Annotated in this window: 29 protein-coding genes; 15 read left to right on the top strand and 14 right to left on the bottom strand. The window is 60.1% G+C overall.

The window, feature by feature from the left end:
* Positions 1-762 carry a metal ABC transporter ATP-binding protein gene (locus DSM14862_RS09350; RefSeq protein WP_007120018.1) on the bottom strand — a complete coding sequence of 254 codons (762 nt, stop codon included), beginning with the start codon at positions 760-762 and terminating at the stop codon, positions 1-3.
* Entirely contained in the window at positions 759-1,238 is a 480-nt protein-coding gene (locus DSM14862_RS09345) for a Fur family transcriptional regulator (protein ID WP_007120017.1), read from the bottom strand. The genes DSM14862_RS09350 and DSM14862_RS09345 overlap by 4 nt, the downstream gene beginning before the upstream one ends.
* A gap of 84 nt (positions 1,239-1,322) precedes the next feature.
* Here DSM14862_RS09345 and DSM14862_RS09340 point away from each other — a divergent pair, with 84 nt between their 5' ends.
* Positions 1,323-2,393 (top strand): zinc ABC transporter substrate-binding protein, encoded by a 1,071-nt coding sequence (locus DSM14862_RS09340; RefSeq protein WP_007120016.1) that lies wholly within the window; start codon positions 1,323-1,325, stop codon positions 2,391-2,393.
* A gap of 257 nt (positions 2,394-2,650) precedes the next feature.
* Here DSM14862_RS09340 and DSM14862_RS09335 read toward each other — a convergent pair whose 3' ends face one another.
* Genes DSM14862_RS09335 through DSM14862_RS09325 form a run of 3 tightly spaced genes read right to left on the bottom strand, consistent with a single transcriptional unit; the run spans position 2,651 to position 4,399 of the window.
* Positions 2,651-3,709, bottom strand: a complete 1,059-nt coding sequence (locus DSM14862_RS09335) for a YeeE/YedE family protein (protein WP_007120015.1) — start codon at positions 3,707-3,709, stop codon at positions 2,651-2,653.
* Complete coding sequence (locus tag DSM14862_RS09330) at positions 3,702-4,040, bottom strand: ArsR/SmtB family transcription factor (RefSeq protein WP_040701314.1); 339 nt, start codon at positions 4,038-4,040, stop codon at positions 3,702-3,704. Before DSM14862_RS09330 ends, DSM14862_RS09335 begins: the two co-directional genes overlap by 8 nt.
* Positions 4,037-4,399, bottom strand: coding sequence for a thioredoxin domain-containing protein (locus tag DSM14862_RS09325; RefSeq protein WP_007120013.1), 363 nt, complete (start codon positions 4,397-4,399; stop codon positions 4,037-4,039). The genes DSM14862_RS09330 and DSM14862_RS09325 overlap by 4 nt, the downstream gene beginning before the upstream one ends.
* Positions 4,400-4,496: 97 nt before the next feature.
* On the opposite strand from DSM14862_RS09325, the gene DSM14862_RS09320 reads away from it, so the two are divergent.
* The 12 genes from DSM14862_RS09320 (at position 4,497) to DSM14862_RS09265 (ending at position 15,052) form a co-directional block, all read left to right on the top strand.
* Entirely contained in the window at positions 4,497-5,234 is a 738-nt protein-coding gene (locus DSM14862_RS09320; RefSeq protein WP_007120012.1) for a cytochrome c biogenesis CcdA family protein, read from the top strand.
* Positions 5,235-5,256: 22 nt separating this feature from the next.
* A complete protein-coding gene (locus tag DSM14862_RS09315; protein WP_113075717.1) occupies positions 5,257-5,841 on the top strand; it encodes a thioredoxin family protein in 585 nt (194 codons plus the stop codon).
* 139 nt (positions 5,842-5,980) lie between these two features.
* Entirely contained in the window at positions 5,981-6,451 is a 471-nt protein-coding gene (soxX, locus tag DSM14862_RS09310) for a sulfur oxidation c-type cytochrome SoxX (protein WP_040701372.1), read from the top strand.
* Positions 6,452-6,563: 112 nt separating this feature from the next.
* Positions 6,564-6,983: a thiosulfate oxidation carrier protein SoxY gene (gene soxY, locus DSM14862_RS09305; RefSeq protein WP_007120008.1), complete on the top strand. Its 420-nt coding sequence runs from the start codon at positions 6,564-6,566 to the stop codon at positions 6,981-6,983.
* 33 nt (positions 6,984-7,016) lie between these two features.
* A complete protein-coding gene (gene soxZ / locus DSM14862_RS09300; RefSeq protein ID WP_007120007.1) occupies positions 7,017-7,346 on the top strand; it encodes a thiosulfate oxidation carrier complex protein SoxZ in 330 nt (109 codons plus the stop codon).
* Positions 7,347-7,389: 43 nt separating this feature from the next.
* Positions 7,390-8,238 (top strand): sulfur oxidation c-type cytochrome SoxA, encoded by an 849-nt coding sequence (soxA, locus tag DSM14862_RS09295; protein WP_007120006.1) that lies wholly within the window; start codon positions 7,390-7,392, stop codon positions 8,236-8,238.
* A gap of 87 nt (positions 8,239-8,325) precedes the next feature.
* Positions 8,326-10,026: a thiosulfohydrolase SoxB gene (gene soxB / locus DSM14862_RS09290; RefSeq protein WP_007120005.1), complete on the top strand. Its 1,701-nt coding sequence runs from the start codon at positions 8,326-8,328 to the stop codon at positions 10,024-10,026.
* Positions 10,027-10,099: 73 nt separating this feature from the next.
* Positions 10,100-11,359 carry a sulfite dehydrogenase gene (soxC, locus tag DSM14862_RS09285; protein ID WP_007120004.1) on the top strand — a complete coding sequence of 420 codons (1,260 nt, stop codon included), beginning with the start codon at positions 10,100-10,102 and terminating at the stop codon, positions 11,357-11,359.
* The gene (locus DSM14862_RS09280; protein WP_007120003.1) at positions 11,343-12,443 is read left to right on the top strand and encodes a c-type cytochrome; all 1,101 of its coding nucleotides are present in this window, start codon (positions 11,343-11,345) and stop codon (positions 12,441-12,443) included. The genes soxC and DSM14862_RS09280 overlap by 17 nt, the downstream gene beginning before the upstream one ends.
* Positions 12,444-12,564: 121 nt before the next feature.
* On the top strand, positions 12,565-13,221 hold the full coding sequence (locus tag DSM14862_RS09275; protein ID WP_007120002.1) for an ATP-dependent Clp protease proteolytic subunit: 657 nt from the start codon (positions 12,565-12,567) through the stop codon (positions 13,219-13,221).
* 124 nt (positions 13,222-13,345) lie between these two features.
* Positions 13,346-14,614, top strand: a complete 1,269-nt coding sequence (clpX, locus tag DSM14862_RS09270) for an ATP-dependent Clp protease ATP-binding subunit ClpX (protein ID WP_007120001.1) — start codon at positions 13,346-13,348, stop codon at positions 14,612-14,614.
* Positions 14,615-14,683: 69 nt separating this feature from the next.
* Positions 14,684-15,052, top strand: coding sequence for a Rid family hydrolase (locus tag DSM14862_RS09265; protein WP_007120000.1), 369 nt, complete (start codon positions 14,684-14,686; stop codon positions 15,050-15,052).
* On the opposite strand, the gene DSM14862_RS09260 is transcribed toward DSM14862_RS09265, so the two are convergent.
* The gene (locus tag DSM14862_RS09260; protein WP_007119999.1) at positions 15,049-16,824 is read right to left on the bottom strand and encodes an FkbM family methyltransferase; all 1,776 of its coding nucleotides are present in this window, start codon (positions 16,822-16,824) and stop codon (positions 15,049-15,051) included. The two genes, DSM14862_RS09265 and DSM14862_RS09260, sit on opposite strands and share 4 nt — an antisense overlap.
* 124 nt (positions 16,825-16,948) lie before the next feature.
* Here DSM14862_RS09260 and DSM14862_RS09255 point away from each other — a divergent pair, with 124 nt between their 5' ends.
* Both DSM14862_RS09255 and DSM14862_RS09250 read left to right on the top strand, forming a co-directional pair.
* Entirely contained in the window at positions 16,949-17,332 is a 384-nt protein-coding gene (locus tag DSM14862_RS09255; RefSeq protein ID WP_007119998.1) for an NADH:ubiquinone oxidoreductase subunit NDUFA12, read from the top strand.
* Positions 17,333-17,387: 55 nt separating this feature from the next.
* Positions 17,388-17,750, top strand: coding sequence for a DUF2155 domain-containing protein (locus DSM14862_RS09250; protein WP_040701368.1), 363 nt, complete (start codon positions 17,388-17,390; stop codon positions 17,748-17,750).
* Here the strand turns inward: DSM14862_RS09250 and aat are convergent.
* The 8 genes from aat to DSM14862_RS09210 form a co-directional block, all read right to left on the bottom strand.
* Positions 17,714-18,349, bottom strand: coding sequence for a leucyl/phenylalanyl-tRNA--protein transferase (aat, locus tag DSM14862_RS09245; protein ID WP_007119996.1), 636 nt, complete (start codon positions 18,347-18,349; stop codon positions 17,714-17,716). The genes DSM14862_RS09250 and aat overlap by 37 nt on opposite strands.
* Before the next feature lie 6 nt (positions 18,350-18,355).
* Positions 18,356-19,708: an acetyl-CoA carboxylase biotin carboxylase subunit gene (gene accC, locus DSM14862_RS09240; protein ID WP_007119995.1), complete on the bottom strand. Its 1,353-nt coding sequence runs from the start codon at positions 19,706-19,708 to the stop codon at positions 18,356-18,358.
* Positions 19,709-19,717: 9 nt separating this feature from the next.
* Entirely contained in the window at positions 19,718-20,221 is a 504-nt protein-coding gene (gene accB / locus DSM14862_RS09235) for an acetyl-CoA carboxylase biotin carboxyl carrier protein (RefSeq protein ID WP_007119994.1), read from the bottom strand.
* A gap of 197 nt (positions 20,222-20,418) precedes the next feature.
* Entirely contained in the window at positions 20,419-21,171 is a 753-nt protein-coding gene (locus DSM14862_RS09230; protein ID WP_007119993.1) for an ABC transporter ATP-binding protein, read from the bottom strand.
* A gap of 33 nt (positions 21,172-21,204) precedes the next feature.
* Positions 21,205-21,969 (bottom strand): ABC transporter ATP-binding protein, encoded by a 765-nt coding sequence (locus tag DSM14862_RS09225; RefSeq protein ID WP_007119992.1) that lies wholly within the window; start codon positions 21,967-21,969, stop codon positions 21,205-21,207.
* Between the two features lie 9 nt (positions 21,970-21,978).
* On the bottom strand, positions 21,979-23,184 hold the full coding sequence (locus tag DSM14862_RS09220) for a branched-chain amino acid ABC transporter permease (protein WP_007119991.1): 1,206 nt from the start codon (positions 23,182-23,184) through the stop codon (positions 21,979-21,981).
* A 3-nt stretch (positions 23,185-23,187) separates the two neighbouring features.
* Positions 23,188-24,216, bottom strand: a complete 1,029-nt coding sequence (locus tag DSM14862_RS09215) for a branched-chain amino acid ABC transporter permease (RefSeq protein WP_007119990.1) — start codon at positions 24,214-24,216, stop codon at positions 23,188-23,190.
* 93 nt (positions 24,217-24,309) lie between these two features.
* On the bottom strand, positions 24,310-25,656 hold the full coding sequence (locus DSM14862_RS09210) for a substrate-binding protein (RefSeq protein WP_007119989.1): 1,347 nt from the start codon (positions 25,654-25,656) through the stop codon (positions 24,310-24,312).
* Between the last annotated feature and the right edge of the window lie 69 nt (positions 25,657-25,725).

Here is a 25,725-nt window from a genome sequence, read left to right as displayed (position 1 = left end):
CTAGGTCTCTTCGTGCTGTCCATCACAGGCGTCGCCGTGGTGGTGCGTGTGATGGTGGTGATGGTGGTCGTGATCGTGACGGTAAAGCGCAAGCGCCCCTTGGGTGCCGCTGCCAAACAGCGCGCGGTATTCGGGCGCATCGGCCACGGCTTCTGGCGTGCCTTCGCAGCAGACATGACCATTGAGGCACAGCACCCGGTCACTGGCGGCCATCACCACATGCAAATCGTGGCTGACCATCAGCACGGCACAACCGAGGTCTTGGCGAACTGCTTCGATCTGGCGGTAAAACGCGGCAGAACCGGGCTGGTCGAGCCCTTGGGTCGCCTCATCAAGGATCAGCAGGTCAGGCTTCTCCAGCAGGGCGCGGGCCAGCAGCACGCGCTGGAACTGTCCGCCAGAGAGGTCGACCATCTGCCGCTCGGCCAATTCCGGCACTCCGGCAGTCGCAAGGGCATCGCGGATCGCTTCAGGCTTTTGACGGCGTGGCAGGTTGACGAAGCGGCGCACGGTCAGCGGTAGGGTGGCGTCGATCTGCAATTTCTGCGGCACATAGCCGATGCGCAGCCCCGGTTTGCGGGTGATTTTGCCTGAGGCTGGCTTCAGCGCCCCAATCAGCGCGCGCAGCAGGCTGGATTTACCCGATCCATTGGGGCCGACGATGGTGACGATCTCACCTGCTTCGATGTTGAAATTCACATCGCGCAACGCGACTTGCCCGTCGTGGCGCAGGGTCAGGTCATGGGTCTCAATCAGGCTCATGCGCCGGTCTCTTGGCAGGCGGGGCAAAGACCTTCGGCTTCGACGACGCTACGCTCGATGCGGAAACCTGCGGCGCGGGCGGCATCGCCAAGGCGGCTTTTGGTGGGCGAGGTTTCGGCCTCTGCCACGGAACGGCAGCTGCGGCAGATTAAGAAGGCCGGCGCGTGGTCTTCGCCCGGATGCACGCAGCCGACATAGGCGTTGAGCGCTTCGATCTTATGGGCCAGCCCGGCTTTCACCAAAAAATCCAGCGCGCGGTAGGCCACAGGGGGCTGGGCGCCCAACCCTTCGGCCGAGAGATGCGCCAAGAGGTCATAGGCGCCCAAGGCGCGGTGTTCGGCCAGCAGGATTTCCAACGCGCGGCGGCGCACGGGGGTCAGCCGCAGCCCGCGCGCCGTGCATTGCGCTTCGGCGGCTTGCATGGTGCTGCGCATACAGGCGGCATGGTCGTGATCGCGAAACTCGATGGCGCTCATGGGGGGACCTCAATTCGTTTGGGCATTGATATGTTATAACAACGATGCTAGCAAGGTGATACTATAACATTTTGAAGGTCTGCCATGTATCGTTCTTCTCTTTCCGCTGCTCTTATTGCCGGTATCTCATCGCCGCTTTGGGCTGATGTGCCTGCCGTCGCCACGGATATCGCGCCGGTTCATGCGCTGGTGTCTCAGGTGATGGAAGGTGTTGGCACGCCTGAGCTGATCGTGCCGCCGCGCAGCTCGCCCCATGGCTATGCAATGCGCCCCTCAGAGGCACGCGCGCTGAGCGGGGCTGATTTGGTTGTTTGGGTAGGGCCGTTGCTGACCCCGTGGTTGGCCGACCCGCTGAATTCGCTGGCAGGAAGCGCGAGCCATATTGCCTTGATGGAACAGCCCGGCACCCATGTCTTGCCCTTTCGCGAAGGCGCTATGTTTGAGGCACATGACCATAGGGATGAGGGGCAAGAAACGCACGGTGATCATGATCACGCGGAGCAGCACGATGATAACGACGTGCAGAAGCACGATGACAACGACGCGCATGAGAGCAAGGTACACGACGATCACGGCCATGATGAGGAGGTATTGAGCGATCACGCTGATGATGACGACGGGCACGGTCACGTTGATAGCGGCAAGGATCCGCATGTTTGGCTTGATCCGCGCAACGGTCAGCTTTGGCTGGGTCAAATCGCCGAAGCCCTGATCAAGCTAGACCCCGAAAATGCCGCGCAGTACCGCGAGAATGCCGAGGCCGCGCAGGCCGCGCTTGCCGCGTTGGAAGACGACATCGCAGAAACCCTCGCGCCGGTTAAAGATCGCCCCTTTATCGTCTTCCACGATGCTTACCATTACTTCGAAGCGCGTTTTGACATTGAGGCGCTTGGCGCCATCAGCGAGAATGACGCCCGTGCGCCGGGGGCGGCCCGTGTATCCGAACTGCGGGGCGTGGTGGCCGATAGCGGTGCGAAATGCGTTTTTGCCGAGCCGCAGTTCAATCCCGGCCTAATTGCCGCTGTGACCGAGGGGCAGGGCACCGGGACCGGAACGCTTGACCCGCTGGGCGCGGATCTGGTTCCGGGCGCCGCTCTCTATGCTGATCTGCTGCGGGGGATGGCGCAGAACATGGCCGATTGTCTGTCAGATTGATTGGGGAATGTCCCGACAAAGAAAAATGGTGCAGCCGGAAAGCTGCACCACATCCTATGTGCTAAAACTTTATCGAATGTCGATCAGACCGCAATCTTGCCGCCGCCCGTATTGGCGGGGAAGCCGTCTGTTTCGAAAGCTTGGGCTGTGTGACTGAACGGCAGGGACGATGAGAATGCCGCGCCGGGTCATCATGCCTCCTTTGGGGTCTTAGGTGCTCCGCATATGCATTAGAACTGTCACTGTTTTATGACGTGCTACACCGGATTGCTGCGAAATCCGACGATCAGCTGGCGCAGACCGATCGCTGCTCCGGCAATGATTGAGGCCAAGGTAATCGGCCCGCTGAAGGCCAAGACCGATATGGCCGAAAGACCTTGCCCAATGGTGCAGCCCATGGCGATCACCGCGCCTGCGCCCATGAGCCCGGCACCAAATATCTGACGCCGCAGCTCGCGCGGGTCTTCGCAGGCTTCCCAGCGGAAATGCCCCTGCCAGAGAGAGCCGAGGAAAGCGCCGACCCAAACGCCCGAGACGGAGCCGATACCAAAGCTCAGCGGGCGGACGGAGCCTTGCATGGCGTAAAGCAGTGTCTCTCCCACGGGGGCGGCATAGCTGTGAGACATGAGCGTCTGTGCGCCAAAGCCGGTTTGTGCCAGCCACGCCGTGCCCGCCCAGCCCGAGACGATGGCGAGGCCGGCGATCACGCTCCAAAAGACCATACGGAAGTCACGGCGAAAGGCGCGGGCGCTTAGCATGAAGGCACAGATCACCAACCCCAAAGCCACCCCAATCATCGCCACCGATCCGCCTGTGAGCGCAGAAAGCGCATGGGCGATGCCATCGGGCGGGCCCACGTTCATCTGCCGGGGGAAGAGAAACACGCGCGCCGGGGCGAGGGGGCCAGAGAGCACAGCAAAGGCCGCAAGCCCCATCACTAAGACGATCACAAAGGCCCGCAGATCACCGCCACCAAGCCGCGCGAGCGCGCCAAAGCCGCAGGTGCCCGCCAACGCCATGCCATAGCCAAAGATCAGCCCGCCAAAGATCGCAGGTGCCCAAGAGAAAGCGATGGTCAGGTGAAAGGCGCGGTCGATGTTGATTAGGCCAAACCCGCCAAGGGTGAAGCTGCCCACTATGGCAACGCCGATCGCCAAGCCCCACATGCGCATTCGGTGGCTGGAGCCGCCATAGAGCATGTCTTCGATCGCGCCCAAGGTGCAGAACCGCCCCAAACGTGCGGCAAGGCCCAGCAATACGCCGCCCAATCCGCCCAAGAGGGCGGCGGTCAGCGGCTGGCCCAGTAGCTCAATCATCCTTGCAGAACAATTCGTAGACCAGCTCCAGCATCTTGCGCGGGCGGTCATCGGCCAACCGGTAGTAAATCGTCTTACCATCGCGCCGGGGGGTCACCAGCCCTTCGAGCCTGAGCCGTGAGAGTTGCTGAGACACAGCGGCCTGTCGCGTGGCGAGCAGCGCTTCCAACTCGCTCACCGATTTCTCACCCGAAACGAGGTGACACAGGATCATCAACCGCCCCTCATGGCTGATGGCTTTGAGAAAATTCGACGCGGTCACGGCATTGGTCAGCATCCGGTCCATGTCCTCTTCAGACATGTCGTCGGTGATCACGGGTAGAGTTGTCATTCGGCAAGCTCTCCGAAGTCGGTTTTGTCGCGTAAAAGCATATCGAGCATAGGCCAGAAAAATTCCGCACCCGGGTAGCCTTCGAGGCGGCCCAGTTCATGATCGTCTTCAACCAATAGGAAGGTTGGGGTAAAGACCACCGCGCGCTCGGGGGTGACGCTGTCTTCAACCTCAGAGATATCGACGCGGCGCAGCGGGGCAAATTCCCCCTCGTCGGTCTTGGGGTAGGCGGGGGCGATCTCTTTGTTCCAGCGTTCGCAATAGATGCAGCCGGGTTGTTCGACCATGACCAATTCGACCGCCCAAACGGGCAGGGCGGTAAGGGCCGCGAGGCTCAAGGCGGTCAGTATGCGGATCATCGGCTTGCCTGATTGACGTTTGGATGACACTCAACGTAATTTGAATATGTGAATTGTTCAAGCGCAGCGGCTTTCGTCGGCGCGGGCAGGGGGTAACATGTTCGACATCACCTATGCAGGCGCGCTTCTGGCGGGACTGCTCAGCTTCTTCACGCCCTGTATTTTGCCAATGGTGCCTTTTTACCTTAGCTATATGGCAGGGCTCAGCGTGACCGAGTTGCGCGGCGATGGCGCGATTGCGCCGGGGGCGCAGCGGCGGCTGGTGCTGTCTTCGGTGCTCTTTGCGCTTGGGGTGTCGACGATCTTTGTGCTGCTGGGCATGGGGGCCACGGCCTTGGGGCAGGTGTTTACTCAATACCTTGAGCCGCTTAGCTGGGTGGCGGCGGCGATCCTGCTGGTCTTTGGTCTGCATTTTCTGGGCGTCATCAAAGTGCCGCTGCTCTACCGCGAAGCGCGGTTGGAGGGGGGCGGCAAGCCCACGTCGATCTGGGGCGCCTATGTGATGGGGCTGGCCTTTGGCTTTGGCTGGACCCCCTGCGTAGGCCCGGCGCTGGCGGCGATCTTGATGATTGCCTCGGGCATGGGCGATATTACGCGGGGAGGGCTGCTGTTGTTCGCCTATGGTGCCGGGATGACCGCGCCTTTCGTGGTGGCGGCACTCTTTGCCAAGCCGTTCCTCAACTGGGCGGCGCGGCATATGGCGCTGGTGCAAAAGGTCGAAAAGGCGATGGGGGTCATGCTGATCCTCTTTGCCGTGTTGATCGTGACGGGCGGGGTGCAAATGATCGCGGATGCAATGATCCGTTGGTTCCCCAGCTTCACGACGCTAGGATAGGCGCAACAGGGAGGACGCCAAAATGATTATCTCAAGGATAGGAGCTGCAGCCGCCGCAGTGCTGCTCGCCTGGCCATTGGCCGCAGCGGAACTGGGCGACGACGGTCTGCACAAGACGCCGTGGATGCGCGACACCTTCAAAGACCTGCGCGAGGATTTGGAGGAGGCCAACGCCGAGGACAAACGCCTGATGCTGATGTTTGAACAGCGCGGCTGTGTCTATTGCACCAAGATGCACGAAGAGGTTTATCCGGCCTCTGAGATCAGCGAGTACATCGAAGAGAATTACTTTGTCGTGCAGTTGAACCTGCATGGGGACATCGAAGTCACCGATTTCGATGGGGAGACCCTGTCGGAAAAGCAGATGGCGCGGAAATGGGGGATGCTCTTTACCCCGACGCTGATGTTCCTGCCCCAAGAGGTGGCCCAAGACGCAACAGCACCGCAGGCGGCAGTGGCGATGATGCCGGGGGCCTTTGGCAAAGGCACAACCTTGGATATGCTGACATGGGTCAACGAAGAACGCTACGCCCTTGAAGGCGTCGAGGATTTTCAGCGCTACCACGCGCGAATGATCCAAGAGCGCAACAACGGCAGCACGGATTAAGCCGTGAAAAACAGCGGCGCGGATGTAAAGCTATTCAAAAGTTTGAATTTGTTGTTGCGCCGCGCCGCATCCCTGCCTTAGGGTCAGGATAACCGGATCACACATCAACGTGATCGGCACTGGGAGGAAGATTTCGATGATGAAATGGATTGTCGCCGCAGTTGTGTCGGGCGTACCTGTTCTGGCCGCCGCCGAACCTGTGACGCCGACTGATGTCAGCTTTGACGATTATGGGTCGGTTGAGGAATCGCTGACTGGAACGCCGGGCGATGCTGCCAATGGCGCTGCCATCGTCGGCAATAAAAAGGCGGGCAACTGCGTGGCCTGTCATCAGGTCAGCGCATTGAGCGATGTGCCCTTCCAAGGCGAGATTGGCCCGATGCTAGACGGGGCAGGCGACCGTTGGAATGAGGCAGAGCTGCGCGGCATCGTCGCCAACAGCAAGATGACCTTTGAAGGGTCGATGATGCCCTCCTACTACAAAACCAGCGGCTATGTGCGCCCCGGCGACGGCTTCACCGGCAAGGCCGGGTCAGAGCCGCTGCCGCCCCTGCTGGATGCCCAGCAAATCGAAGATGTCGTCGCCTTCTTGGCGACGCTGAAAGAGTAATTCAACACCGCTGCCGCCGATGGCGGTGCGCGGTTTGACAGATCATCGCGGTCAACGCATCGCGGAAATGAATGACGGCGCAACGCGCCGCTGACGCATAAGGAGATGAGAGATGAACTTCTCAAGACGTGAAACTTTCGGCCTCGGCCTTGGTGCCGTGGCGCTGACCATGCTGCCCGTGGGTGCTTCTGCCGCCACGGTCGACGAGCTGATCGCGGAATTCACCGGCGGGGCCGATATGGCCGACACCGGCGTGACCCTGACAGCACCTGAGATTGCCGAAAACGGCAACACCGTGCCGATCTCGGTCGAAGCCCCCGGCGCATCCGCCATCATGGTGTTGGCCACCGGCAACCCGACACCGCCCGTGGGCACGTTCAACTTCGGCCCGCTGGCCGGTTCGCGTAGCGCATCGACCCGCATTCGTTTGGCCACGACCCAAGACGTCGTTGCCATCGCCAAGCTGGAAGACGGCACATTTGCCCGCGCCAGTGCAGAAATCAAAGTCACAATCGGCGGCTGCGGCGGTTAAGTCCGCGCGCCCCAAATACAGGAGTTCTAAAAAATGGCAGAAGGTGTAACCCCTCGCGTCAAAGTGCCGAAAAAAGCCGAGGCAGGTGAGGTCATCACGATCAAGACCCTGATCAGCCACCCGATGGAATCGGGCCAGCGCAAAGACGGCGACGGCAATGTCATCCCGCGTTCGATCATCAACCGCTTCACAGCTGAGTTTAACGGTGAGAGCGTGATCGACGTGAAGATGGAACCGGCAATGTCGACCAACCCCTATTTCGAGTTTGACGCCACCGTGCCCGAGGCCGGCGACTTCAAATTCACATGGTACGATGATGACGGTTCGGTCTACGAAGAAGTCAAATCCATCGCGATCGGCTGATCCGGCGTCAGCCGACACCGCGCGTGGAACAGGGAGGAAAGACATGAAATTTAAGGCAATGACCGCTGTTGCGGCGCTTTTGGTGGCCGCCCCCATGTTGGGGATGGCCGATGAGGAGGCCGAACTTGTCGTCAACGGCGAGATCGAGATGGTGACCAAAACCGATGCGCCTGCACATCTTGAGGGGGCTTTGCCGGAAATCATGTCTGGCTGGCGCTTCCGCTCGGACGAGACACAGCAAACGCAGATGGACGATTTCGACAACCCCGGCATGATCTTTGTCGACCAAGCCCAAGCGGCTTGGGACACGGCAGAGGGCAGCGAGGGCAAATCCTGTGCGTCTTGTCACAATGACGTGGAATCGATGGAAGGCGTCCGCGCCGTCTATCCCAAATGGAACGAAGAGGCGGGCGAAGTTCGCACGCTGGCGATGCAGATCAACGACTGCCGCGAAAACCAGATGGGTGCCGAGCCCTACAAATACACTGGCAATGAGATGACCGCGATGGAAGCGCTGATCTCGGTCCAGTCGCGCGGCATGCCTGTCAACGTCGCCATCGACGGCCCCGCCCAAAGCACGTGGGAGCAGGGCAAGGAGATGTACTACACCCGTTACGGTCAGCTTGAGCTGAGCTGTGCCAATTGTCACGAAGACAATTACGGGAACATGATCCGGGCCGACCACCTGAGCCAAGGCCAGATCAACGGCTTCCCGGTGTACCGTCTGAAAAACACCAAGCTCAACGGCAGCCACGCGCGTTTCAAGGGCTGCATCCGCGACACGCGGGCCGAGACTTTCAGCCCTGGCAGCCCCGAGTTTGTGGCGCTGGAGCTTTATGTCGCCAGCCGTGGCAACGGTCTGTCGGTCGAAGCGCCTTCGGTGCGCAACTAAACACATTGCCGGGCTTTTTAGCCTGACCTGATCCCGCCCCTCAAAAGGGGCGGGGCCTTTCCTTGTTTCTAATAGACGGAGCCTGACATGCTGTCTCGCCGTGATTTTCTGCAAATGTCCATGGCCGCGGCCTCCATCTATGGTGGGTCGGGCTTTGGGAGCTGGGCGCGGCTGGCCGCGCAGGACAAATTTGACCAAGACACACTGCTGGAGTTCGAGAAGTTCGGCAATGTCACCTTGATGCATGTCACCGACATCCATGCGCAGCTGAAACCGATCTATTTCCGCGAACCTTCGGTCAACATCGGTGTCGGCGAGAACCGCGGCAAGGTGCCCCATATCACCGGTGAAGATTTCCGCCGCGCCTATGGCATCGGCGGCGGCACGCCGCTGGATTACGCGCTGACCTATGATGATTTCGTTGCTCAGGCGCAGGCTTACGGCAAAGTCGGCGGGCTGGACCGTGTGGCCACCGTGCTGAACGCCATCCGCGCCGATCGCCCCGATGCGCTGCTCCTGGACGGCGGCGACACTTGGCATGGCTCCATGACCTGTCTCAAGACTGAAGGTCAGGACATGGTCAACGTGATGAACGCGCTGAAGCCTGATGCGATGACCTTCCACTGGGAGTTCACGCTGGGCTCTGAGCGGGTGCAGGAGATCGTGCAGGGGTTGCCCTTCGCGGCCCTTGGCCAAAACATCTTTGACGCGGAGTGGGATGAGCCTGCAGAGCTGTTCAAACCCTACGAATTCTTTGAACGCGGCGGCGTGAAGATCGCTGTGATCGGTCAGGCTTTCCCCTACATGCCGATTGCCAACCCCGGTTGGATGTTCCCGGAATACTCCTTCGGTATCCGCGACGAGCATATGCAAGAGATGGTCGATGAGGTCCGCGCCAAAGGGGCCGAACTGGTCGTCTGCCTGAGCCATAATGGTTTTGACGTCGACAAAAAGATGGCCGGGATCGTCAAAGGGATCGACGTGATCCTGTCGGGTCACACCCATGACGCGCTGCCCGAGCCGGTGCTGATCGGCGAGACCCATATCATCGCCTCTGGCTCCAACGGGAAATTCGTTTCCCGCGTCGATCTGGATGTGCGCGATGGCAAAATGATGGGCATCCGTCACAAATTGATCCCAATTTTCTCGGATCTGATCACGCCCGATGCTGAGATCACCAAGCTGATCGACGCACAGCGCGCGCCTTATCTGGATGATTTGACCCATGTGGTCGGCAAGTCCGACGCGCTGCTCTACCGTCGCGGCAATTTCAACGGCACATGGGACGACCTGATCTGCGACGCGCTGCTGAGTGAGCGCGACGCCGAGATCGCGCTGAGCCCCGGTGTACGTTGGGGGCCGTCGATCCTGCCGGGCCAAGACATCACGCGCGAGGATATCTTTAACGTCACCTCCATGACCTATCCCAATGCCTACCGCACTGAAATGACAGGCGAATTCCTGAAAGTCGTGCTGGAAGACGTGGGCGATAACCTCTTCAACCCCGATCCATACTATCAGCAAGGCGGTGACATGGTGCGCGTCGGCGGCATGGGCTTCAAAATGGACATCGCCAAACCGCAGGGCGAGCGGATCAGCGACATGACCCTGCTCAGTTCCGGTGAGCCGATTGATCCGTCGCGGAACTATGTGGTCGCCGGATGGGCCTCGGTCAACGAGGGCACCGAGGGGCCGCCGATTTGGGATGTGGTGGAAAGCCATATCTCGAAACTGGGAACGGTTTCCGATGGTGCGCGCACGCCGGTGGAAATCGTTCTGCCGGACTGAGAAAAAGCAGAATAGGGGTTCTCACGCGCAAACAAATTCAATAAAATGAATTTGAATATGTGAGGGCCACGACATGACTGACGACAACCACAATGGGCCATCGCGCCGTGCCTTTCTGACAGGGGCAGGGGCGGTGGCCGCAGGGACGCTGGCGGGACGCGCTGGCGCTGAAACAGACCCTGCGATTGCGATCAAACCTTGGATGCAGGAGCTGGGGGACGGCGTTGATGTTGCGCCCTACGGCATGCCATCGCCCTATGAGGCCGATGTAAAGCGCCGTACCGTGGAATGGCTGACCGCCGATCCGGTGAGCTCGATCAACTTCACCCCGATCCACGCGCTTGACGGGACAATCACCCCCAACGGTGTGTGTTTCGAGCGGCACCACTCGGGCGTGGCCAAAGTTGATCCGGCGGAACATCGTTTAATGATCAACGGCTTGGTTGATCGCGAGCTGGTCTTCACCATGGAAGACCTGATGCGTTTCCCGCGCGAAAACCACGTCTACTTCCTTGAGTGTGCGGCGAATTCCGGGATGGAATGGCGCGGTTCGCAGTTGAACGGCGTACAGTTCACCCACGGTATGATCCACAACGTCCAATACACCGGCATCCCGCTGCGGCTGCTGTTAGAAGAAGCTGGCATCAAGGCGGAAGGCAAATGGCTGCTGGCCGAGGGCGCCGATGCCGCCGCGATGAGCCGCTCGATCCCGATGGAAAAGGCGCTGGACGACTGTCTGATCGCCTTCAAAATGAACGGCGAAGCACTGCGGCCCGAGCAGGGCTATCCCGTGCGTCTGGTTGTGCCGGGTTGGGAAGGCAACATGTGGGTCAAATGGCTGCGGCGGCTCGAAGTCGGCGACCAGCCTTGGCACCACCGCGAAGAGACAAGCAAATACACTGACCTTCTGGCCGATGGCGTGGCGCGGCGCTTTACCTGGGAGATGGACGCGAAATCGGTCATCACCAGCCCCAGCCCACAGGCGCCAATCACCCACGGCGCAGGGCCGACTGTTCTGACGGGTCTGGCTTGGTCAGGTCGCGGCACCATTCCGCGCGTGGATGTGACCCTTGATGGCGGCATCACATGGCATGAGGCGCGGATGGACGGGCCAAGCACGCCCAAGGCGCTGCACCGCTTTTACTATGATTTCGAATGGGACGGTAAACCGCTGCTGTTGCAAAGCCGCGCGCATGACAGCACCGGCTATGTCCAGCCCACCAAAAACGCCCTGCGCGCGATCCGGGGCGAGAATTCGATCTACCACAACAATGGCATCCAGACTTGGGCTGTTGACGCTGACGGAAAGGCCGAAAATGTCGAGATTTCTTAAACTTGCGCTCCTGGCCAGCACCATGGCCAGCCCCCTTGCCGCCGAGCCTTTGGGCCTTGGCCGAACCGCCACGCCCGAAGAGGTCTCTGTTTGGGACATCGACGTGCGCCCCGACGGTTTGGGCCTGCCAGAGGGCAGCGGCGATGTGATGACGGGTGACGGCATCTACACCGAAAAATGCTCGGCCTGTCATGGTGTCTTTGGCGAAGGCACGGGCCGCTGGCCGGTGCTGGCAGGCGGGCAGGGCAGCCTGTCCAATGCTCGACCCGTAAAGACGATCGGCAGCTATTGGCCCTACCTTTCAACGGTTTACGACTACATAAACCGCGCTATGCCCTTTGGTGATGCGCAGTCGCTGACCGATGATGAGGTCTATGCGATTACGGCCTATCTGCTCTATCTCAATAACGAGGTGGATGAGGATTTTGTGCTCTCGTCAGATAATTTTAACGAAGCGCGTCTGCCAAACGAAGACGGCTTTAAGCCCGATGACCGCGAAGAGGTGGAGTTCGCGGCTTTCAAAGAAGAGCCCTGTATGACCGACTGTAAGCCGTCGGTCGAAATCACCATGCGCGCCGCCGTTTTGGACGTAACGCCCGAAGAAACCGCCGCCAAGGAAGCAGCCGCAAAGGCCGAGGCAGAGACCGCAGCACCCGCGACTGAAGAGGCTGCGTCTGAGACAACGACACCCGAAGAAGCGCCCGCCCCTGAGGCAGCTCCAGAAGCTGCGCCTGTTGAAGTCGCCGAAGCGCCCGCAGCTGATCCCGCCCTCATCAAAGCGGGGGAGAAAGCGTTTCGCAAATGCAAATCCTGCCACCAGATCGGCGCCAAGGCGAAAAACCGCGTCGGCCCCGTGTTGAACGGTATCGTTGACGGGCCGGCAGGCGCGGTCGAAGGGTTCCGCTATTCCAAAGCGATGGAAGCGGCAGCCGAAGATGGTCTGGTCTGGTCGCACGACGCATTGACCAGCTTTCTGGGCGACCCCAAAGGCTACATGAAGGGCACAAAAATGTCCTTCCCCGGGGTGCGCAAGGAAGAAGACATCGAAGCGCTGATCGCCTACTTGCGTGACGCGTCGGAGTGATTGAGGCGATTAGAGAAAACTGACGTGCCTGCCCCCCTTGAACCCCCATACCGGGGGGACTAATCTCTGGGTAACAGTTTTGCGGGTATGGTCCCGCGAACAGGAACTGAGGCAGGCACGCATGAACGACCCGATCAACACCTATATGAATACGCTTGTCCCGATGGTGGTTGAGCAAACCAGCCGGGGCGAGCGGTCCTACGACATTTTCTCGCGTCTGCTGAAAGAGCGGATTATTTTCGTCAACGGCCCGATCCACAGCGGGATGAGCCATCTGGTCGTCGCCCAGCTGCTGCACCTTGAAGCGGAAAACCCGACCAAAGAAATCAGCATGTACATCAACTCGCCCGGTGGCGAGGTTACGGCGGGCCTGTCGATCTACGACACCATGCAATACATCAAACCCAAGGTCTCCACTCTGATCTGCGGCATGGCGGCCTCGATGGGGTCGGTCATCGCGATTGGCGGCGAAAAGGGCATGCGTTTCGCGCTGCCCAATGCCGAAGTGATGATCCACCAGCCGTCGGGCGGCTCGCAAGGTATGGCCGAAGACATCCTTATCTCGGCCCGCCATATCGAGCGGACCCGTGAGCGGATGTACCAGCTTTATGTCAAACACTCCGGCCAGCCGCTGGATGTCGTGCAAAAGGCGCTCGACCGTGACCTCTGGATGACACCCGAGGAAGCCAAAGAGTGGGGCCATCTGGACGAGATCGTCGAGAGCCGTGGCAAGGCGGAAGACGCCGCAGCCACCGCCAAGGGCAAGAAAGACAAGTAATAGAAGGAGCCCGGCGCTGCATATTTTGCGATTGTAGCGCCGGGATCACTGGCCTAAGCTTGAGGCCAAATATCGCAGCCCCAAGTTCGGGGCGGACATACACGACAGACCTGAAAGGTTTGAGATGGCGAATAATTCCGGCAACGACAGCAAAAACACGCTCTACTGTAGCTTCTGCGGCAAAAGCCAGCACGAGGTGCGCAAGCTGATTGCGGGGCCGACCGTGTTCATCTGTGACGAATGCGTCGAGCTGTGCATGGATATCATCCGAGAAGAGACCAAAGCCTCGGGCCTCAAGGCGACCGACGGCGTGCCAACACCCCGCGACATCTGCGGCGTGCTGGACGATTACGTGATCGGTCAGGCGATGGCCAAGCGCGTGCTCTCGGTTGCGGTCCACAACCACTACAAACGTTTGAATCACGCCCAAAAGGGCGGCGATATCGAGCTGGCGAAATCCAACATCCTGCTGATCGGCCCCACCGGTTGCGGCAAGACGCTGCTGGCTCAGACGCTGGCGCGCATTCTGGATGTGCCCTTCACCATGGCCGATGCGACCACGCTGACCGAAGCCGGTTACGTGGGTGAGGATGTTGAGAACATCATCCTCAAGCTGCTGCAATCGTCCGAGTACAACGTGGAACGCGCGCAGCGCGGGATCGTCTATATTGACGAAGTTGATAAGATCACGCGCAAGTCCGAAAACCCCAGCATCACCCGTGATGTGAGCGGTGAGGGCGTGCAGCAGGCGCTGCTGAAGCTGATGGAAGGCACCGTGGCCTCTGTGCCCCCGCAGGGCGGGCGCAAGCATCCGCAGCAGGAATTCCTGCAAGTGGACACGACCAACATCCTCTTTATCTGCGGCGGTGCCTTTGCGGGCCTCGACAAGATCATCGCGGCGCGGGGCAAAGGCTCGGCCATGGGCTTTGGCGCTGATGTGCGTGACAACGACGCGCGCGGCATCGGTGAGATTTTCACTGACCTCGAGCCCGAAGACCTGTTGAAGTTCGGTCTGATCCCGGAATTCGTCGGCCGCCTGCCAGTTCTGGCGACCCTCGAAGATCTGGACGAAGATGCGCTGGTCACCATTCTGACAGAGCCGAAGAACGCTTTGGTGAAACAGTATCAGCGTCTGTTCGAACTTGAGGACACGCAGCTGACCTTCACCGATGATGCGCTGACCGCGATCGCCAAACGCGCGATTGAACGGAAAACCGGCGCGCGGGGCCTGCGCTCCATCCTCGAAGACATCCTGCTCGACACGATGTTCGAACTGCCGGGGCTGGACACGGTGACGGAGGTTGTCGTCAACGAAGAGGCCGTGATGTCGGAGGCGAAGCCCCTGATGATCCACGCCGACAGCGAAAGCAAAGAACCAGCAAGCGCGGGCTAAGACCCGACGCGAGGCAAAGAGATAGAGGGCGGGCCAATGGGTCCGCCCTTTTGCATGAAAGGAACGGTCATGAAGCGTATTTCATCGGGCGGTGCCTATGAGGAAAAGATCGGCTACAGCCGTGCAGTGGTCGCGGGCGGCATGGTCTATGTCTCGGGCTGCGTAGGCGAAGGGGTTGAGGTGACAGCACAATGCGCCGCGGCACTGGTGACGATTGAGCGGGCACTGGCGGAGGCGGGCAGTGATTTCGCCCATGTGGTTCGTGTCACCTACATGCTGCCCGACGCGGCTGAGTTCGAGGGCTGTTGGCCGCTGCTGCGCGCGGCCTTTGGCACGCATCCCCCCGCGGCGACGATGATCGAATGTGGGCTGATTGATCCCAAGTGCCGCATTGAGATCGAAGTCACCGCGATGTTGCGCGAGGATGCTGGGGGCTAGTCTTTCTCTGGCGCGATTTCAAATTGATCGCCCAGCCGTGCGTGAACATCGGCAGAACTTAGATTTGCCCATCGCGGTCCACTGCCATCGATAAAACCCGTCGCTTGCAGACTGTCTTGCAAGGCGGACATGTCGAGTTCTCCCATCCAGAGCCGGGACTTGGCCTTTCCGAGAGGTTTCCATGAGCGGGTGAGATGGCACAGGGTGACAGCAGTGATCCCCGCGAAACTTTGCAAATGCTGCTCTAACCCACGCGTGGCGGAGGATGGGCGTCGCACAACAATGGCAACTTGCTGCTCCGGGCGGGCGACCATGGCCAGCAGGTGCAGGGCCGAGCCTTCGGCGGCAATGATCTGTTTCGCGGCTTTGTAGACCTCAATCTGTGCGCGAAGCCCGTGTTTTTCGGGGTGGAATATGGTGTATCCTTGGGCGGCAAGCTGCGTTTCCAGTGCCTCTTCGCCTAACAGGTTACCATGCCCGGCGGACAGTTTGCTTCTGCTGATATAGAGCTTTTCCGGCCCTTTGGGCGCGATATCTTTTGCGAAACGACGGGCGATTGTCGCGCGGTAAGGTGCGGTGCCTGTGATGAGACTGCCCAGCCCAAAACCTTGGCCCGGCACAATCAACCGCTCAACCTGCACAGGCGCATCGATACAAATCAGCGGCTTGCCACAGCCCAAAAGATCGAGAAACTCCCGATGGTATCCCGATACCTGTCCGCTATGGCGGGCGCGTTTTGGAGTAAAAAGGATGCCGTCGATTTCGTCGTCAAGATGGTCCAACGCCCAAAGGCGCGAGGTGCTTTCAACCAAGAAATGCCCAAAGTGCAACCACAGGACGCCCCCCCAAAGCCAGTTCCCCTCAAGTTTGGTGACCGGGCCTTTTGGCATCTGCGGCGGTGTGGTCAGCGCGCGCCCGTTGCGCCAGAGTGCGGCCTGCGGGCAGGGGCGGCCATCGCCCTGCAATACACCGCCCGGCTGGACAAGGCCGTCACTTTCGGGAAGCTGGACAAGCGCATTGTCTAACGTCGTAATCTCAGTCGACCAGCCACCATCGGGCATGGGCGGGCGTTCTGCCGGATCAAACGTACAGGTCCAGACCAGCCGGGTGCTAATATCGGGCGTTTTGCGAAAACCGGCACGTTCCAGGATCCTCTTACATTCGCGCATGCCTTCGCGGCCATAGGCCTCGGGGTGAAACTCAATCACCACTGCGCGCAAACCGTCAAGCGACGCATGACGCAGAAACTCTAACTCGCCGCCTTCGATATCGATCAACAGAATATCGGGTCTGAAGGTGCGGCAAACCTCCGAATAGCTGGTGGTTGGCACGCCTACTTCGGTCGTCTCGCGGGTGTCGCTGTCGGTCAGCGATGAGCCAAGAAAAGAGTTGCGCAGGTGGAAAGACAGCTGCTCTGGCCGATCTGAGGCGCTGATAACCAACTGATTTCGAACGGTGATCTTGTCCTTTAGTCCGTTCAAATCGTATAGCGCGCGGATATGGGGGATCAAGTTTGGGTTCGCCTCGAATGACAGCACCGCTTCGGGCCCGGCTTTGCGTGCCGCGATTGCGCCCACCAGCCCCAGCCCCGCGCCCATTTCGAGTACCCTGTCACCGGGGCGGATCACGGCCAGGGCACCGGCGATCTCTTGCCCTTCATAGCGGCCCGCGTTGATCCGCTGAATGCGCGTGTCGTTCAAGAAAGGCGATTGCGGCACCCGAACGCCGTGGCACTCTGCCGCCACTGGCGGGGTCTTATTCGCCTCGATCATCACTGCCCTCGTTTGTTTTCCAAACCTTAGCCACAGGCCGCGCACAGGCCAAGCACCTTTGCGGCGAGGCTGGACGCCAATGCCTCCATGGTGCATATAACGAACAACAGGAACGGAGACCTCGATGGGCATTCTCAATTCACTTCTGCGAAGCGTCACATGGTGGAACGGCCAGACGTTGAACACCCAGCTTTTCACTTGGCGCAAGGGCAGCAAGGTGGGCGAAGACGCGCAGGGCAATATCTATTACCGCAACGCCGATGACAGCAAACGCTGGGTCATCTTCAATGGTGAGGCCGAGGCGAGCCGCGTGAGCCCCGATTGGCACGGCTGGTTGCACCGCACATGGGACGAGCCGCCGACCGACAAGCCGCTGATCCACAAACCGTGGGAAAAGGCGCATGTCGAGAATCGCACCGGCACGGCAATGGCCTATGCGCCCGCAGGGTCGCTGCGCCGGGCTGAGCCGCTTGAGCGCAAAGACTATGAGGCCTGGCAGCCTGAATGATCGGACGGCCGCGCCTGTCGCGCGGCCCCAAATTTCACGCAATCCGGGTGGGTTCATGAGAAAACTTCTGATCGCCGCGCTTCTGCTGGCAGCGCCACTTCATGCTCAAGAGGGTCCTCAGGTCGCCAGTGCAACGGGCGGCGTCTTGCGGGTGTTGGATAAGATTTCCGGCGATACGATTGATTTAGAGATCACCAAGGGTGACAACCAATCACTTGGGAATTTGCAGATCACTATGGTTGATTGCCGCTATCCGGTGGGCGATCCGGCGGCCAATGCCTACGCGGCGCTTGAGATTACCGAGAGCGGCGATTCCGGGACGCTTTTCTCGGGCTGGATGATCGCCGCTGCCCCGGCGCTGCACGCGCTCGAGCACTTTCGCTATGACATCTGGGTGCTGCGCTGTAGCACATCGTGAAAACTGTCTAAGGCCGGCGCGCTGAACGCAGCGCGCCCGCGTTTGGCCACATCAAGCTGCGCATGATAATCGGCGCGGCTGATCTCTTGTGCTCCGAGGGAGGCGAGGTGATCGGTCAGAAATTGCGTATCAAACAGGATAAAGTTCGCACGGCGGAGGCGGTCCACCAAGGCCGCCAGTGCCATCTTTGAGGCGTTGGTCCGGCGCGAGAACATGCTTTCACCAAAGAACGCGCGGCCCAGCGTGACGCCGTAGACGCCGCCAACCAGTGCCTCTGCATCCCAAACTTCAAGCGAATGGGCATGGCCTGCGCGGTGCAGCGCGCCGTATAGGGCGGCGATTTCTGCGCTGATCCACGTGTCTTCACGGTCTGCGCAGCCAGCGACGACACCATCGAAATCACGGTTGATCGTATGGTGAAACGAACTGCGCCGCATGGTGCGGGCCAATGAGCGTGAGATGTGAAAGCCGTTGAGCGGCATCACCCCACGCCGCCGCGGATCGACCCAGAAAATCTCTGGGTCGTCGCGGTGTTCGGCCATGGGGAAGATCCCGATGGAATAGCCGTGCAGCAGTATCTCGGGCGTAAGCTCCGACATCAGGCGTCAGGCGTTGCCGAGGTTGGTTTCCAGCCAATGCTCAAGCCAGTGGATGTTGTAGCCGCCCGACTGGACGTCTTCCTCGGCTAAAAGCGCGTGGAACAGCGGCACAGTGGTGTCGACACCATCGACGATCAGCTCGCCCAAAGCCCGACCCAGACGCGCCAGCGCCTCAGGGCGGTCACGACCATGCACGATCAGCTTGCCGATCAGGCTGTCGTAATAGGGCGGGATCGAATAGCCGTCGTAAAGCGCGCTGTCCATGCGGACCCCAAGGCCACCCGGCGCGTGATACTGCGTGATCCGGCCCGGGCAGGGCGCGAAGTTTGGCAGTTTCTCGGCATTGATGCGGACCTCAATGGCGTGGCCGTTGATGGTCAGATCGTCCTGGGTGAAGGACATCGGCAGCCCTTCGGCCACGCGGATCTGTTCGCGCACCAGGTCGACGCCAAAGATCGCTTCGGTCACCGGGTGTTCCACCTGAAGGCGGGTGTTCATCTCGATGAAATAGAACTCGCCGTTCTCGTAGAGAAACTCGATCGTGCCGGCACCAATGTAGTTGATGTTCGCCACGGCGTCGGCACAGACCTTACCGATGCGCGCGCGCTCTTCTTCGGTGATCGAGGGGCCAGGAGCCTCTTCGAAAACCTTCTGGTGGCGGCGCTGCAGCGAGCAGTCGCGTTCGCCCAGATGCACGGCGTTGCCCTTGCCATCGCCAAAGACCTGAATCTCGATGTGGCGTGGGGTGGTGAGGTATTTCTCAATATAGACTTCGTCATTGCCGAAGTTCGATTTGCCCTCGGCGCGCGCGGTTTGGAAGGCTTTTTCCATGTCCTTGGCGGTCTGGGCGACTTTCATGCCCTTGCCGCCACCGCCTGCCGTAGCCTTGATGATGACCGGATAGCCAATCTCTTCGCCCAAGCGCTTGGCTTCTTCGAGCGAGGCCACACCACCTTCGGATCCCGGCACACAAGGCACGCCGAGCTTCTTCATCGTGTCTTTGGCGGTGATCTTGTCACCCATAACACGAATATGCTCGGCAGTCGGGCCGATGAAGGTCAGGCCGTGGTCTTCGATGACCTGCACAAAGCCTGCATTTTCCGACAGGAAGCCATAACCGGGGTGAATCGCTTCGGCCCCGGTGATTTCACAAGCGGCGATGATTGCCGGGATCGACAGGTAGGATTGCTGGCTGGAGGGCGGGCCGATGCAGACGGATTCGTCAGCCATGCGCACGTGCATCGCGTCACTGTCGGCGGTGGAATGCACCGCGACCGTCTTGATGCCCATTTCGCGGGCCGCGCGGATGACGCGCAGGGCGATCTCTCCACGGTTGGCGACTAGGATTTTGCTGAACATGATCTGCCCTTATTCCAAGATCACCAGCGGGGCGCCGAATTCAACGGCATCGCCGTCACCGACGAGGATGCGCTTGACGGTGCCAGCGCGGGGGGCGGGAATGTGGTTCATCGTCTTCATCGCTTCGACGATCAGCAGCGTGTCGCCTTCAGAGACCGAAGCACCGACCGAGATGAACGCAGGCGCGCCCGGTTCACCTTGAAGATAAACTGTGCCGACCATGGGCGAAGTTACCGCGCCGGGGTGATCCGCTGGATCGGAATCGGCAGCAGCTGGGGCGCTCGCGGTCGCGCCGGCAGGGGCCGCCGCGGGGGCTGCGGCAGGGGCGGCCTGATACTGCTGCTGCGGGGCGGCCATGATCTGCTGAGGCGGCTTGCGGCTGACGCGCACGTTCAGGCTGTCGTCCTCGGCGTAGTCGCGTTTTACCTGAAGCTCGGTCAGGTCGTTTTCGTTCAGCAGCTCGGCGAGGGCCTTGATGAAGGCCACGTCACTGTCATGGGTATTTTTTGTCATTGGATCCTCGAAGATTTCGACAGGCCGGCAGCCCGTCGCTGCGCGATTGATTGTGCTCGCTTATAGGGCATGGGCAAAGCCATGAAAAGCCAACTGTTGTCTAGGGGGTAGGATCGGTTTTTTGACGCGCAGATGCGGCCCGGCGGAGATAAAGTGGTATCAGCTTGGCTCCGCGCCGGGCTGGGGTGGTAAAGTGGTCAGATCGCGAGGTACTCGGCGCGCAATTCAGCGTTATCAAGGACTTCTGCGGCCGTGCCGTCAAAAACGATGCCGCCGGTGTCGAGGATCACCGCACGGTCGGCTAGTTTCAGCGCGCGCACAGCGTTTTGTTCGACCAAAATTGTCGTGATACCCTGAGACTTAATCAGTGCCAGTGTTTTCTCGATCTCATCGACGATCACCGGGGCCAGCCCTTCGTAGGGTTCATCCAAAAGCAGCACCTTGATGTCCCGCGCTAAGGCCCGCGCAATGGCAAGCATCTGCTGTTCGCCGCCCGAGAGGGTGGTGCCCTCTTGGTTCTTGCGCTCGCCCAGACGGGGGAAAAGGTCATAGAGCCGGTCCAGCGACCAGCCGATGGGCGGGGCGATCTGGGCAAGTTTGAGGTTTTCCTCGACAGTGAGCCCCGCGATGATGCGGCGATCTTCCGGCACCAGCGCCAGTCCCGCCGCCGACGCCTGATGGCTGGCCATATTGTGCAGCGGTTGATGGTCGAGCCAAATCTCGCCGCGTTTCAACTCTGGGTCACTGACCCGCGCAATGGCCCGCAGTGTTGAGGTTTTGCCCGCGCCGTTGCGGCCCAGCAGCGCAAGGATTTCGCCCTCATGGACGTTAAAGCTGACCCCCTGCACGATATAGCTCTCGCCGTAATAGGCGTGAATGTCCCAGACCGAGAGGAAGGCCGGGGCGGTTTGGGCGTGGTTGGCGTTTTTGTCTAGCGTGTCGGTGCTCATCGGGGTGTCCTTGGGGTTCGGCAACAGGATAGATCAGGCGGCGTCTTGGCTCTCGCCCAGATAGGCTTCGCGCACCTTGGGGTGGCCTTTGATCCGGTCTGGCGTGTCTTCGACCAGCGGCGTGCCTTGGGCCAGCACGGTGATGCGTTCGGCGAGCGAAAAGACCACATGCATGTCGTGCTCGATGATGGCGATGGTGATGTCGCGCTCGTCCTTGATCTGTTTCAGCAGGTCGATGGTGTTGTTGGTATCGGCCCGCGCCATCCCGGCGGTCGGTTCATCCAGCAGCAGCAGGCGCGGGTCTTGGGCGAGGCACATGGCGATCTCAAGCCGCCGTTTATCGCCGCGTGACATGGAGGCCGCGTGCATGTGGCGTTTGTCGATCATGTTCATGTCGCGCAGCATTTCTTCGGCCTTGTCGATCATGTCACGTTGGCCCACGACCCGCGACCAACCGTTGAGCTGGAACGCCCCATCGCGTTTGGCAAGGCAGGGGATCAGCATATTCTCCATCACCGTAAGATCACCAAAGATTTCAGGCGTTTGGAACACGCGACTGATGCCCATCTGGTTGATCTCATAAGGCTTGCGCCCCAGCACCGATTGCCCGTCGAACATGACCGATCCGGTATCCGGGATCAGCTTGCCCACCAGACAGTTAAGCAGCGTGGATTTGCCTGCCCCGTTGGGGCCGATGATCGCATGGACGGAGTTTTCCGCCACGCTTAGGTTCACATCGCTCAGCGCCTGCAACCCGCCGAAGCGCTTGCCGACATTTTTGACTTCGAGAATGGCCATCAGTCTCTCCTATTCAGCAGCTTCGTTGCGTTGTTGTGCGGCATCGGCCTCGACCGAGCCCGCGTTTTTGTCCTTGCGGCGGAAGACACGGCCCAGACGTTGCCCTCCTTCGACCAGCCCACCGGGCAGGAAGATCACAACCAGCATGAACAACAGGCCCAGTGTCAGGTGCCAGCCTTTGCCGACGAAAGGGTGAATGATCGCGACCATCGCATCTTCGATCCCGTCGGGCATGAAGGCAAACCAGCCGTGCAGTACATTGTCGTTGATTTTGGCAAAGATGTTTTCAAAGTATTTGATGAAGCCCGCGCCCAGCACCGGCCCGATCAGCGTGCCTGCGCCACCGAGGATCGTCATCAGAACAACCTCGCCCGATGCCGTCCACTGCATCCGCTCGGCCCCGGCCAGCGGGTCCATCGCGGCAAGCAGGCCGCCGGCCAAACCGGCATACATGCCCGAAATGACAAAGGCCGCCAGCGTGTAGGGCCGTGTATTCAGACCGGTGTAGTTCATCCGCTGCTGGTTCGACTTCACCGCGCGCAGCATCATTCCGAAAGGCGAGCGGAAGATGCGGATGGCGAGGTAGAAGGCAAGGATCAGGAAAATCGCGCAGAAGTAGTAGCCGACCGAGAAAGTGAAGGTCCAACCGCCGAAGAACAGCGTGGTCGAGCTATTCATCGCCGCGCCGAAGAGGTTCGGGAAGGACGGTGCGTCGACGGACTGGAGATATTGTGGGTCAGAGTTGTAAATCTGCAAACCCGTCTCACCGTTGGTGATCGGCGTCAGCACCGAATAGGCGAGGTTGAACGACATCTGTGCAAAGGCCAGCGTCAGGATCGAGAAGTAGATGCCTGAGCGCCGCAGGCTGATAAAGCCGATGAGCGCCGAGAACAGCCCCGCCATGATCACGGCCAGCACCAGCGCAGGCACGACGTTGTAGCTGAGCAGTTTGAACATCCAGACGGCGGAGTAGGAACCGACCCCCAGAAAGGCCGCATGGCCAAAGGAGAGGTAGCCGGTCAGCCCAAAGAGGATATTAAACCCGATGGCGAAGATGCCAAAGATAACAAAGCGCTGCATCAGGTCGGGGTAGCCCGCATTGAACTGCGCCAAGGCGGAGTTCGCTGGGAAAGGGTTAAGGAGGAAGGGGGCGAAGAGCGTCAGTACGACGACGACCCCCAGAAGAAGCGTATCGCGTTTTTCCAGTCCGAACATGTCTTATTCCTCCATCACGCCGCGGCGACCCATCAGACCGCGCGGGCGGACCAGCAGGATCACGATGGCAACGACGTAGATGATGATCTGGTCGATACCGTAGATGATGCTTTTGATTTCATTCATGGAGGCGAGGCTTTCCAGGATGCCCAACAGGAACCCAGCCAGCACCGCGCCGGGCAGAGAGCCCATGCCGCCGACAACAACGACGACGAAGCTCAGCACCAAAAAGTCCATGCCCATGTGATAATTGGGTGAGTTGATTGGCGCATACATGACGCCCGCAAGCCCCGCCACGGCGGCGGCGATGCCGAACATGATGGTAAAGCGGCGGTCAATGTCGATGCCCAAAAGGCCCACGGTCTCACGGTCCGCCATGCCAGCGCGGACAACCATGCCGAAGGTGGTGAATTGCAAGAAGGCAAAGACCGCAGCGATGATGACTGTGGAGAAGCCGAAATAGACCAGACGCCAGTAGGGGTAGGCGAGCGAGGTGTCCAAACCCAAGAGCGGCGCAAAGTCAAAGCTGCCTTTGAAGACTTCAGGCGCGGGCGTGGGGATCGGGTTGGCACCGTAGAAATACTTGACCACTTCCTGCAGCACGATGGCGAGGCCGAAGGTCACGAGTATCTGGTCCGCATGGGGGCGCTTGTAGAAATGCTTGATCAGCCCGCGTTCCATGATGAAGCCGATCAGCAGCATCACCGGGATCGCAAAGAGGATCGCCAGCGGCACCGACCAGTCAATTATGGCCTGTCCCGTCTCCGTGCCAAACCAATTCTCGACATAGGGTGTTTTGACCTTGAGTGGGTTGCCCAGAAAATCCTTCTGGGTCTCGCTGACCGTCTCAACACTCAACGTGAGCAGGCGTTGCAGCGTGACCGAGCAGAAAGCCCCAATCATGAACAGCGCCCCATGGGCGAAGTTGACCACGCCAAGCGTGCCAAAGATCAATGTAAGCCCAAGCGCGATCAGCGCATAGGCCGAGCCCTTGTCGAGCCCGTTAAGTATTTGCAGAAGAACAGCGTCCATGGACCCCACCTGTTAGGGATGCGTTCACATGAGGGCGGGCCCCATGTGGTGAAAGGGGCGCGCCAGGTCGGCGCGCCCGCGAGGCTTAGGAGATCAAGCGCCCGGGTTGCACTCGCCCAGCTCACCACCGGCGAACATCGGGTGGTCGGGGGCATATTCGACCTGCGCACGTGGCGTGACTTCGACGATTTCCAGCGTATCAAACTCGTTGGTCGGGTTATCCTTGCCCTTCATAACCAACACGTCTTTGAAACACTGGTGATCGTCGCCACGGTAGAGCACCGGACCATTGCCCAGACCGTCGAACTCAAAGTCTTCGAGCGCTTCGACCACACCGCAGGGGTTGAAGGTGCCCGCGCGCTCAACCGCATCCGCATAGAGCAGCGTCTGCACATAGCAGGTGTGCGCGGAGTTGGAGGGCGGTCGGCCATATTTCTCGCCAAAGGATTTCACGAAGGCTTTGGAGCCTTCATCCTGTAGCTGCCAGTTCCAGTTCATCGAACCAATAACGCCTTGCACGTTGGCGCCGGCACCCGCGGCCATGAGCTCGGAATAGAGCGGCACGACGATCTCGAACTTCTTGCCGTTCACTTCTTTATCCAGCAGGCCGAACTGCACCGCGTTGGTCAGCGAGTTCACCATGTTTCCGCCGTAGTGGTTCAGCACCAGCACGTCAGCACCGGAGTTCAGCACCGGCGCGATGTAGGAGCTAAAGTCGGTCGAGGCGAGCGGCGTCAGCACGTTGTTAACGGTTTCCCAACCCATCGCCTCGGTCGCGGCGGCGATGGATTCCTGCTGGGTCCAGCCCCATGTGTAATCCGCCGTTAGGTGGTAGGCGCGGCGGTCTTCGCCATAGGCGTTTTTCAACACCGGGGCGAGGGCGGCGGCAGACATATAGCCGTTAAAGAAGTGGCGGAAGCCATTGGCTTTCTTGTCTTTCCCGGTCGTGTCGTTGGAGTGGGTCAGACCGGCCATGAAGATCACGCCCGCTTCTTGGCACAGACCTTGAACAGCCACAGCCACGCCCGAAGACGAGCCGCCGTTGATCATAATCGCGCCGTCTTTTTCGATCATTGCCTTGGCGGATGCGCGGGCGGCGTCGGATTTGGTCTGGGTGTCGCCGGTGACATATTCGACCTTCTTTCCCAGAATGCCGTTCCCTTTCAGCGCCTTGGAGCTGAAAGTGTTCATCATGCCGCCGTCGCCCTCACCGTTGAGGTGCTGAACCGCGAGTTCCTGCGCGCGCAGCTCATCCAGACCTTCTTCGGCATAGGGGCCGGTCTGGGGTACGTTGAAGCCCAGCGTGACGGTGCTGCCCGTGGGGGCGTTGGTAAAGCCGGCGTGCGCCTCGGCGCGCAGATAGGTCGGTAGCGCCAACCCTGCACCGGCAACCGCGCCGGTCTGGATCAGCCCGCGGCGTGTCAGTTTCGTAAACGACATGAAGTCCTCCCATGTTTTTATGAGCCGTGGCAGCGGAACCTCCCCCCGATGCCACGGCGCGCAAGAATG

Origin of the sequence: Sulfitobacter indolifex, from assembly GCF_022788655.1 — a bacterium.
Lineage (GTDB): Bacteria > Pseudomonadota > Alphaproteobacteria > Rhodobacterales > Rhodobacteraceae > Sulfitobacter > Sulfitobacter indolifex.
Note: the sequence above shows the minus strand (reverse complement) of the source record. Positions and strands in the feature narration are given on the sequence as shown.

Coding starts and splice junctions, on each gene's coding strand:
- DSM14862_RS09335 (WP_007120015.1), bottom strand. CDS start 3,709: ATGATTGAGCTACTGGGCCAGCCGCTGACCGCCGCCCTCTTGGGCGGA.
- DSM14862_RS09220 (WP_007119991.1), bottom strand. CDS start 23,184: ATGTTCGGACTGGAAAAACGCGATACGCTTCTTCTGGGGGTCGTCGTC.
- DSM14862_RS09215 (WP_007119990.1), bottom strand. CDS start 24,216: ATGGACGCTGTTCTTCTGCAAATACTTAACGGGCTCGACAAGGGCTCG.
- soxB (WP_007120005.1), top strand. CDS start 8,326: ATGCTGTCTCGCCGTGATTTTCTGCAAATGTCCATGGCCGCGGCCTCC.
- soxA (WP_007120006.1), top strand. CDS start 7,390: ATGAAATTTAAGGCAATGACCGCTGTTGCGGCGCTTTTGGTGGCCGCC.
- DSM14862_RS09275 (WP_007120002.1), top strand. CDS start 12,565: ATGAACGACCCGATCAACACCTATATGAATACGCTTGTCCCGATGGTG.
- DSM14862_RS09320 (WP_007120012.1), top strand. CDS start 4,497: ATGTTCGACATCACCTATGCAGGCGCGCTTCTGGCGGGACTGCTCAGC.
- soxZ (WP_007120007.1), top strand. CDS start 7,017: ATGGCAGAAGGTGTAACCCCTCGCGTCAAAGTGCCGAAAAAAGCCGAG.
- soxC (WP_007120004.1), top strand. CDS start 10,100: ATGACTGACGACAACCACAATGGGCCATCGCGCCGTGCCTTTCTGACA.
- DSM14862_RS09225 (WP_007119992.1), bottom strand. CDS start 21,969: ATGGCCATTCTCGAAGTCAAAAATGTCGGCAAGCGCTTCGGCGGGTTG.
- DSM14862_RS09260 (WP_007119999.1), bottom strand. CDS start 16,824: ATGATCGAGGCGAATAAGACCCCGCCAGTGGCGGCAGAGTGCCACGGC.
- DSM14862_RS09345 (WP_007120017.1), bottom strand. CDS start 1,238: ATGAGCGCCATCGAGTTTCGCGATCACGACCATGCCGCCTGTATGCGC.
- accC (WP_007119995.1), bottom strand. CDS start 19,708: ATGTTCAGCAAAATCCTAGTCGCCAACCGTGGAGAGATCGCCCTGCGC.
- DSM14862_RS09230 (WP_007119993.1), bottom strand. CDS start 21,171: ATGAGCACCGACACGCTAGACAAAAACGCCAACCACGCCCAAACCGCC.
- soxX (WP_040701372.1), top strand. CDS start 5,981: ATGAAATGGATTGTCGCCGCAGTTGTGTCGGGCGTACCTGTTCTGGCC.
- DSM14862_RS09265 (WP_007120000.1), top strand. CDS start 14,684: ATGAAGCGTATTTCATCGGGCGGTGCCTATGAGGAAAAGATCGGCTAC.
- DSM14862_RS09280 (WP_007120003.1), top strand. CDS start 11,343: ATGTCGAGATTTCTTAAACTTGCGCTCCTGGCCAGCACCATGGCCAGC.
- DSM14862_RS09330 (WP_040701314.1), bottom strand. CDS start 4,040: ATGACAACTCTACCCGTGATCACCGACGACATGTCTGAAGAGGACATG.
- DSM14862_RS09255 (WP_007119998.1), top strand. CDS start 16,949: ATGGGCATTCTCAATTCACTTCTGCGAAGCGTCACATGGTGGAACGGC.
- DSM14862_RS09315 (WP_113075717.1), top strand. CDS start 5,257: ATGATTATCTCAAGGATAGGAGCTGCAGCCGCCGCAGTGCTGCTCGCC.
- DSM14862_RS09210 (WP_007119989.1), bottom strand. CDS start 25,656: ATGTCGTTTACGAAACTGACACGCCGCGGGCTGATCCAGACCGGCGCG.
- DSM14862_RS09325 (WP_007120013.1), bottom strand. CDS start 4,399: ATGATCCGCATACTGACCGCCTTGAGCCTCGCGGCCCTTACCGCCCTG.
- DSM14862_RS09350 (WP_007120018.1), bottom strand. CDS start 762: ATGAGCCTGATTGAGACCCATGACCTGACCCTGCGCCACGACGGGCAA.
- clpX (WP_007120001.1), top strand. CDS start 13,346: ATGGCGAATAATTCCGGCAACGACAGCAAAAACACGCTCTACTGTAGC.
- DSM14862_RS09250 (WP_040701368.1), top strand. CDS start 17,388: ATGAGAAAACTTCTGATCGCCGCGCTTCTGCTGGCAGCGCCACTTCAT.
- soxY (WP_007120008.1), top strand. CDS start 6,564: ATGAACTTCTCAAGACGTGAAACTTTCGGCCTCGGCCTTGGTGCCGTG.
- accB (WP_007119994.1), bottom strand. CDS start 20,221: ATGACAAAAAATACCCATGACAGTGACGTGGCCTTCATCAAGGCCCTC.
- aat (WP_007119996.1), bottom strand. CDS start 18,349: ATGTCGGAGCTTACGCCCGAGATACTGCTGCACGGCTATTCCATCGGG.
- DSM14862_RS09340 (WP_007120016.1), top strand. CDS start 1,323: ATGTATCGTTCTTCTCTTTCCGCTGCTCTTATTGCCGGTATCTCATCG.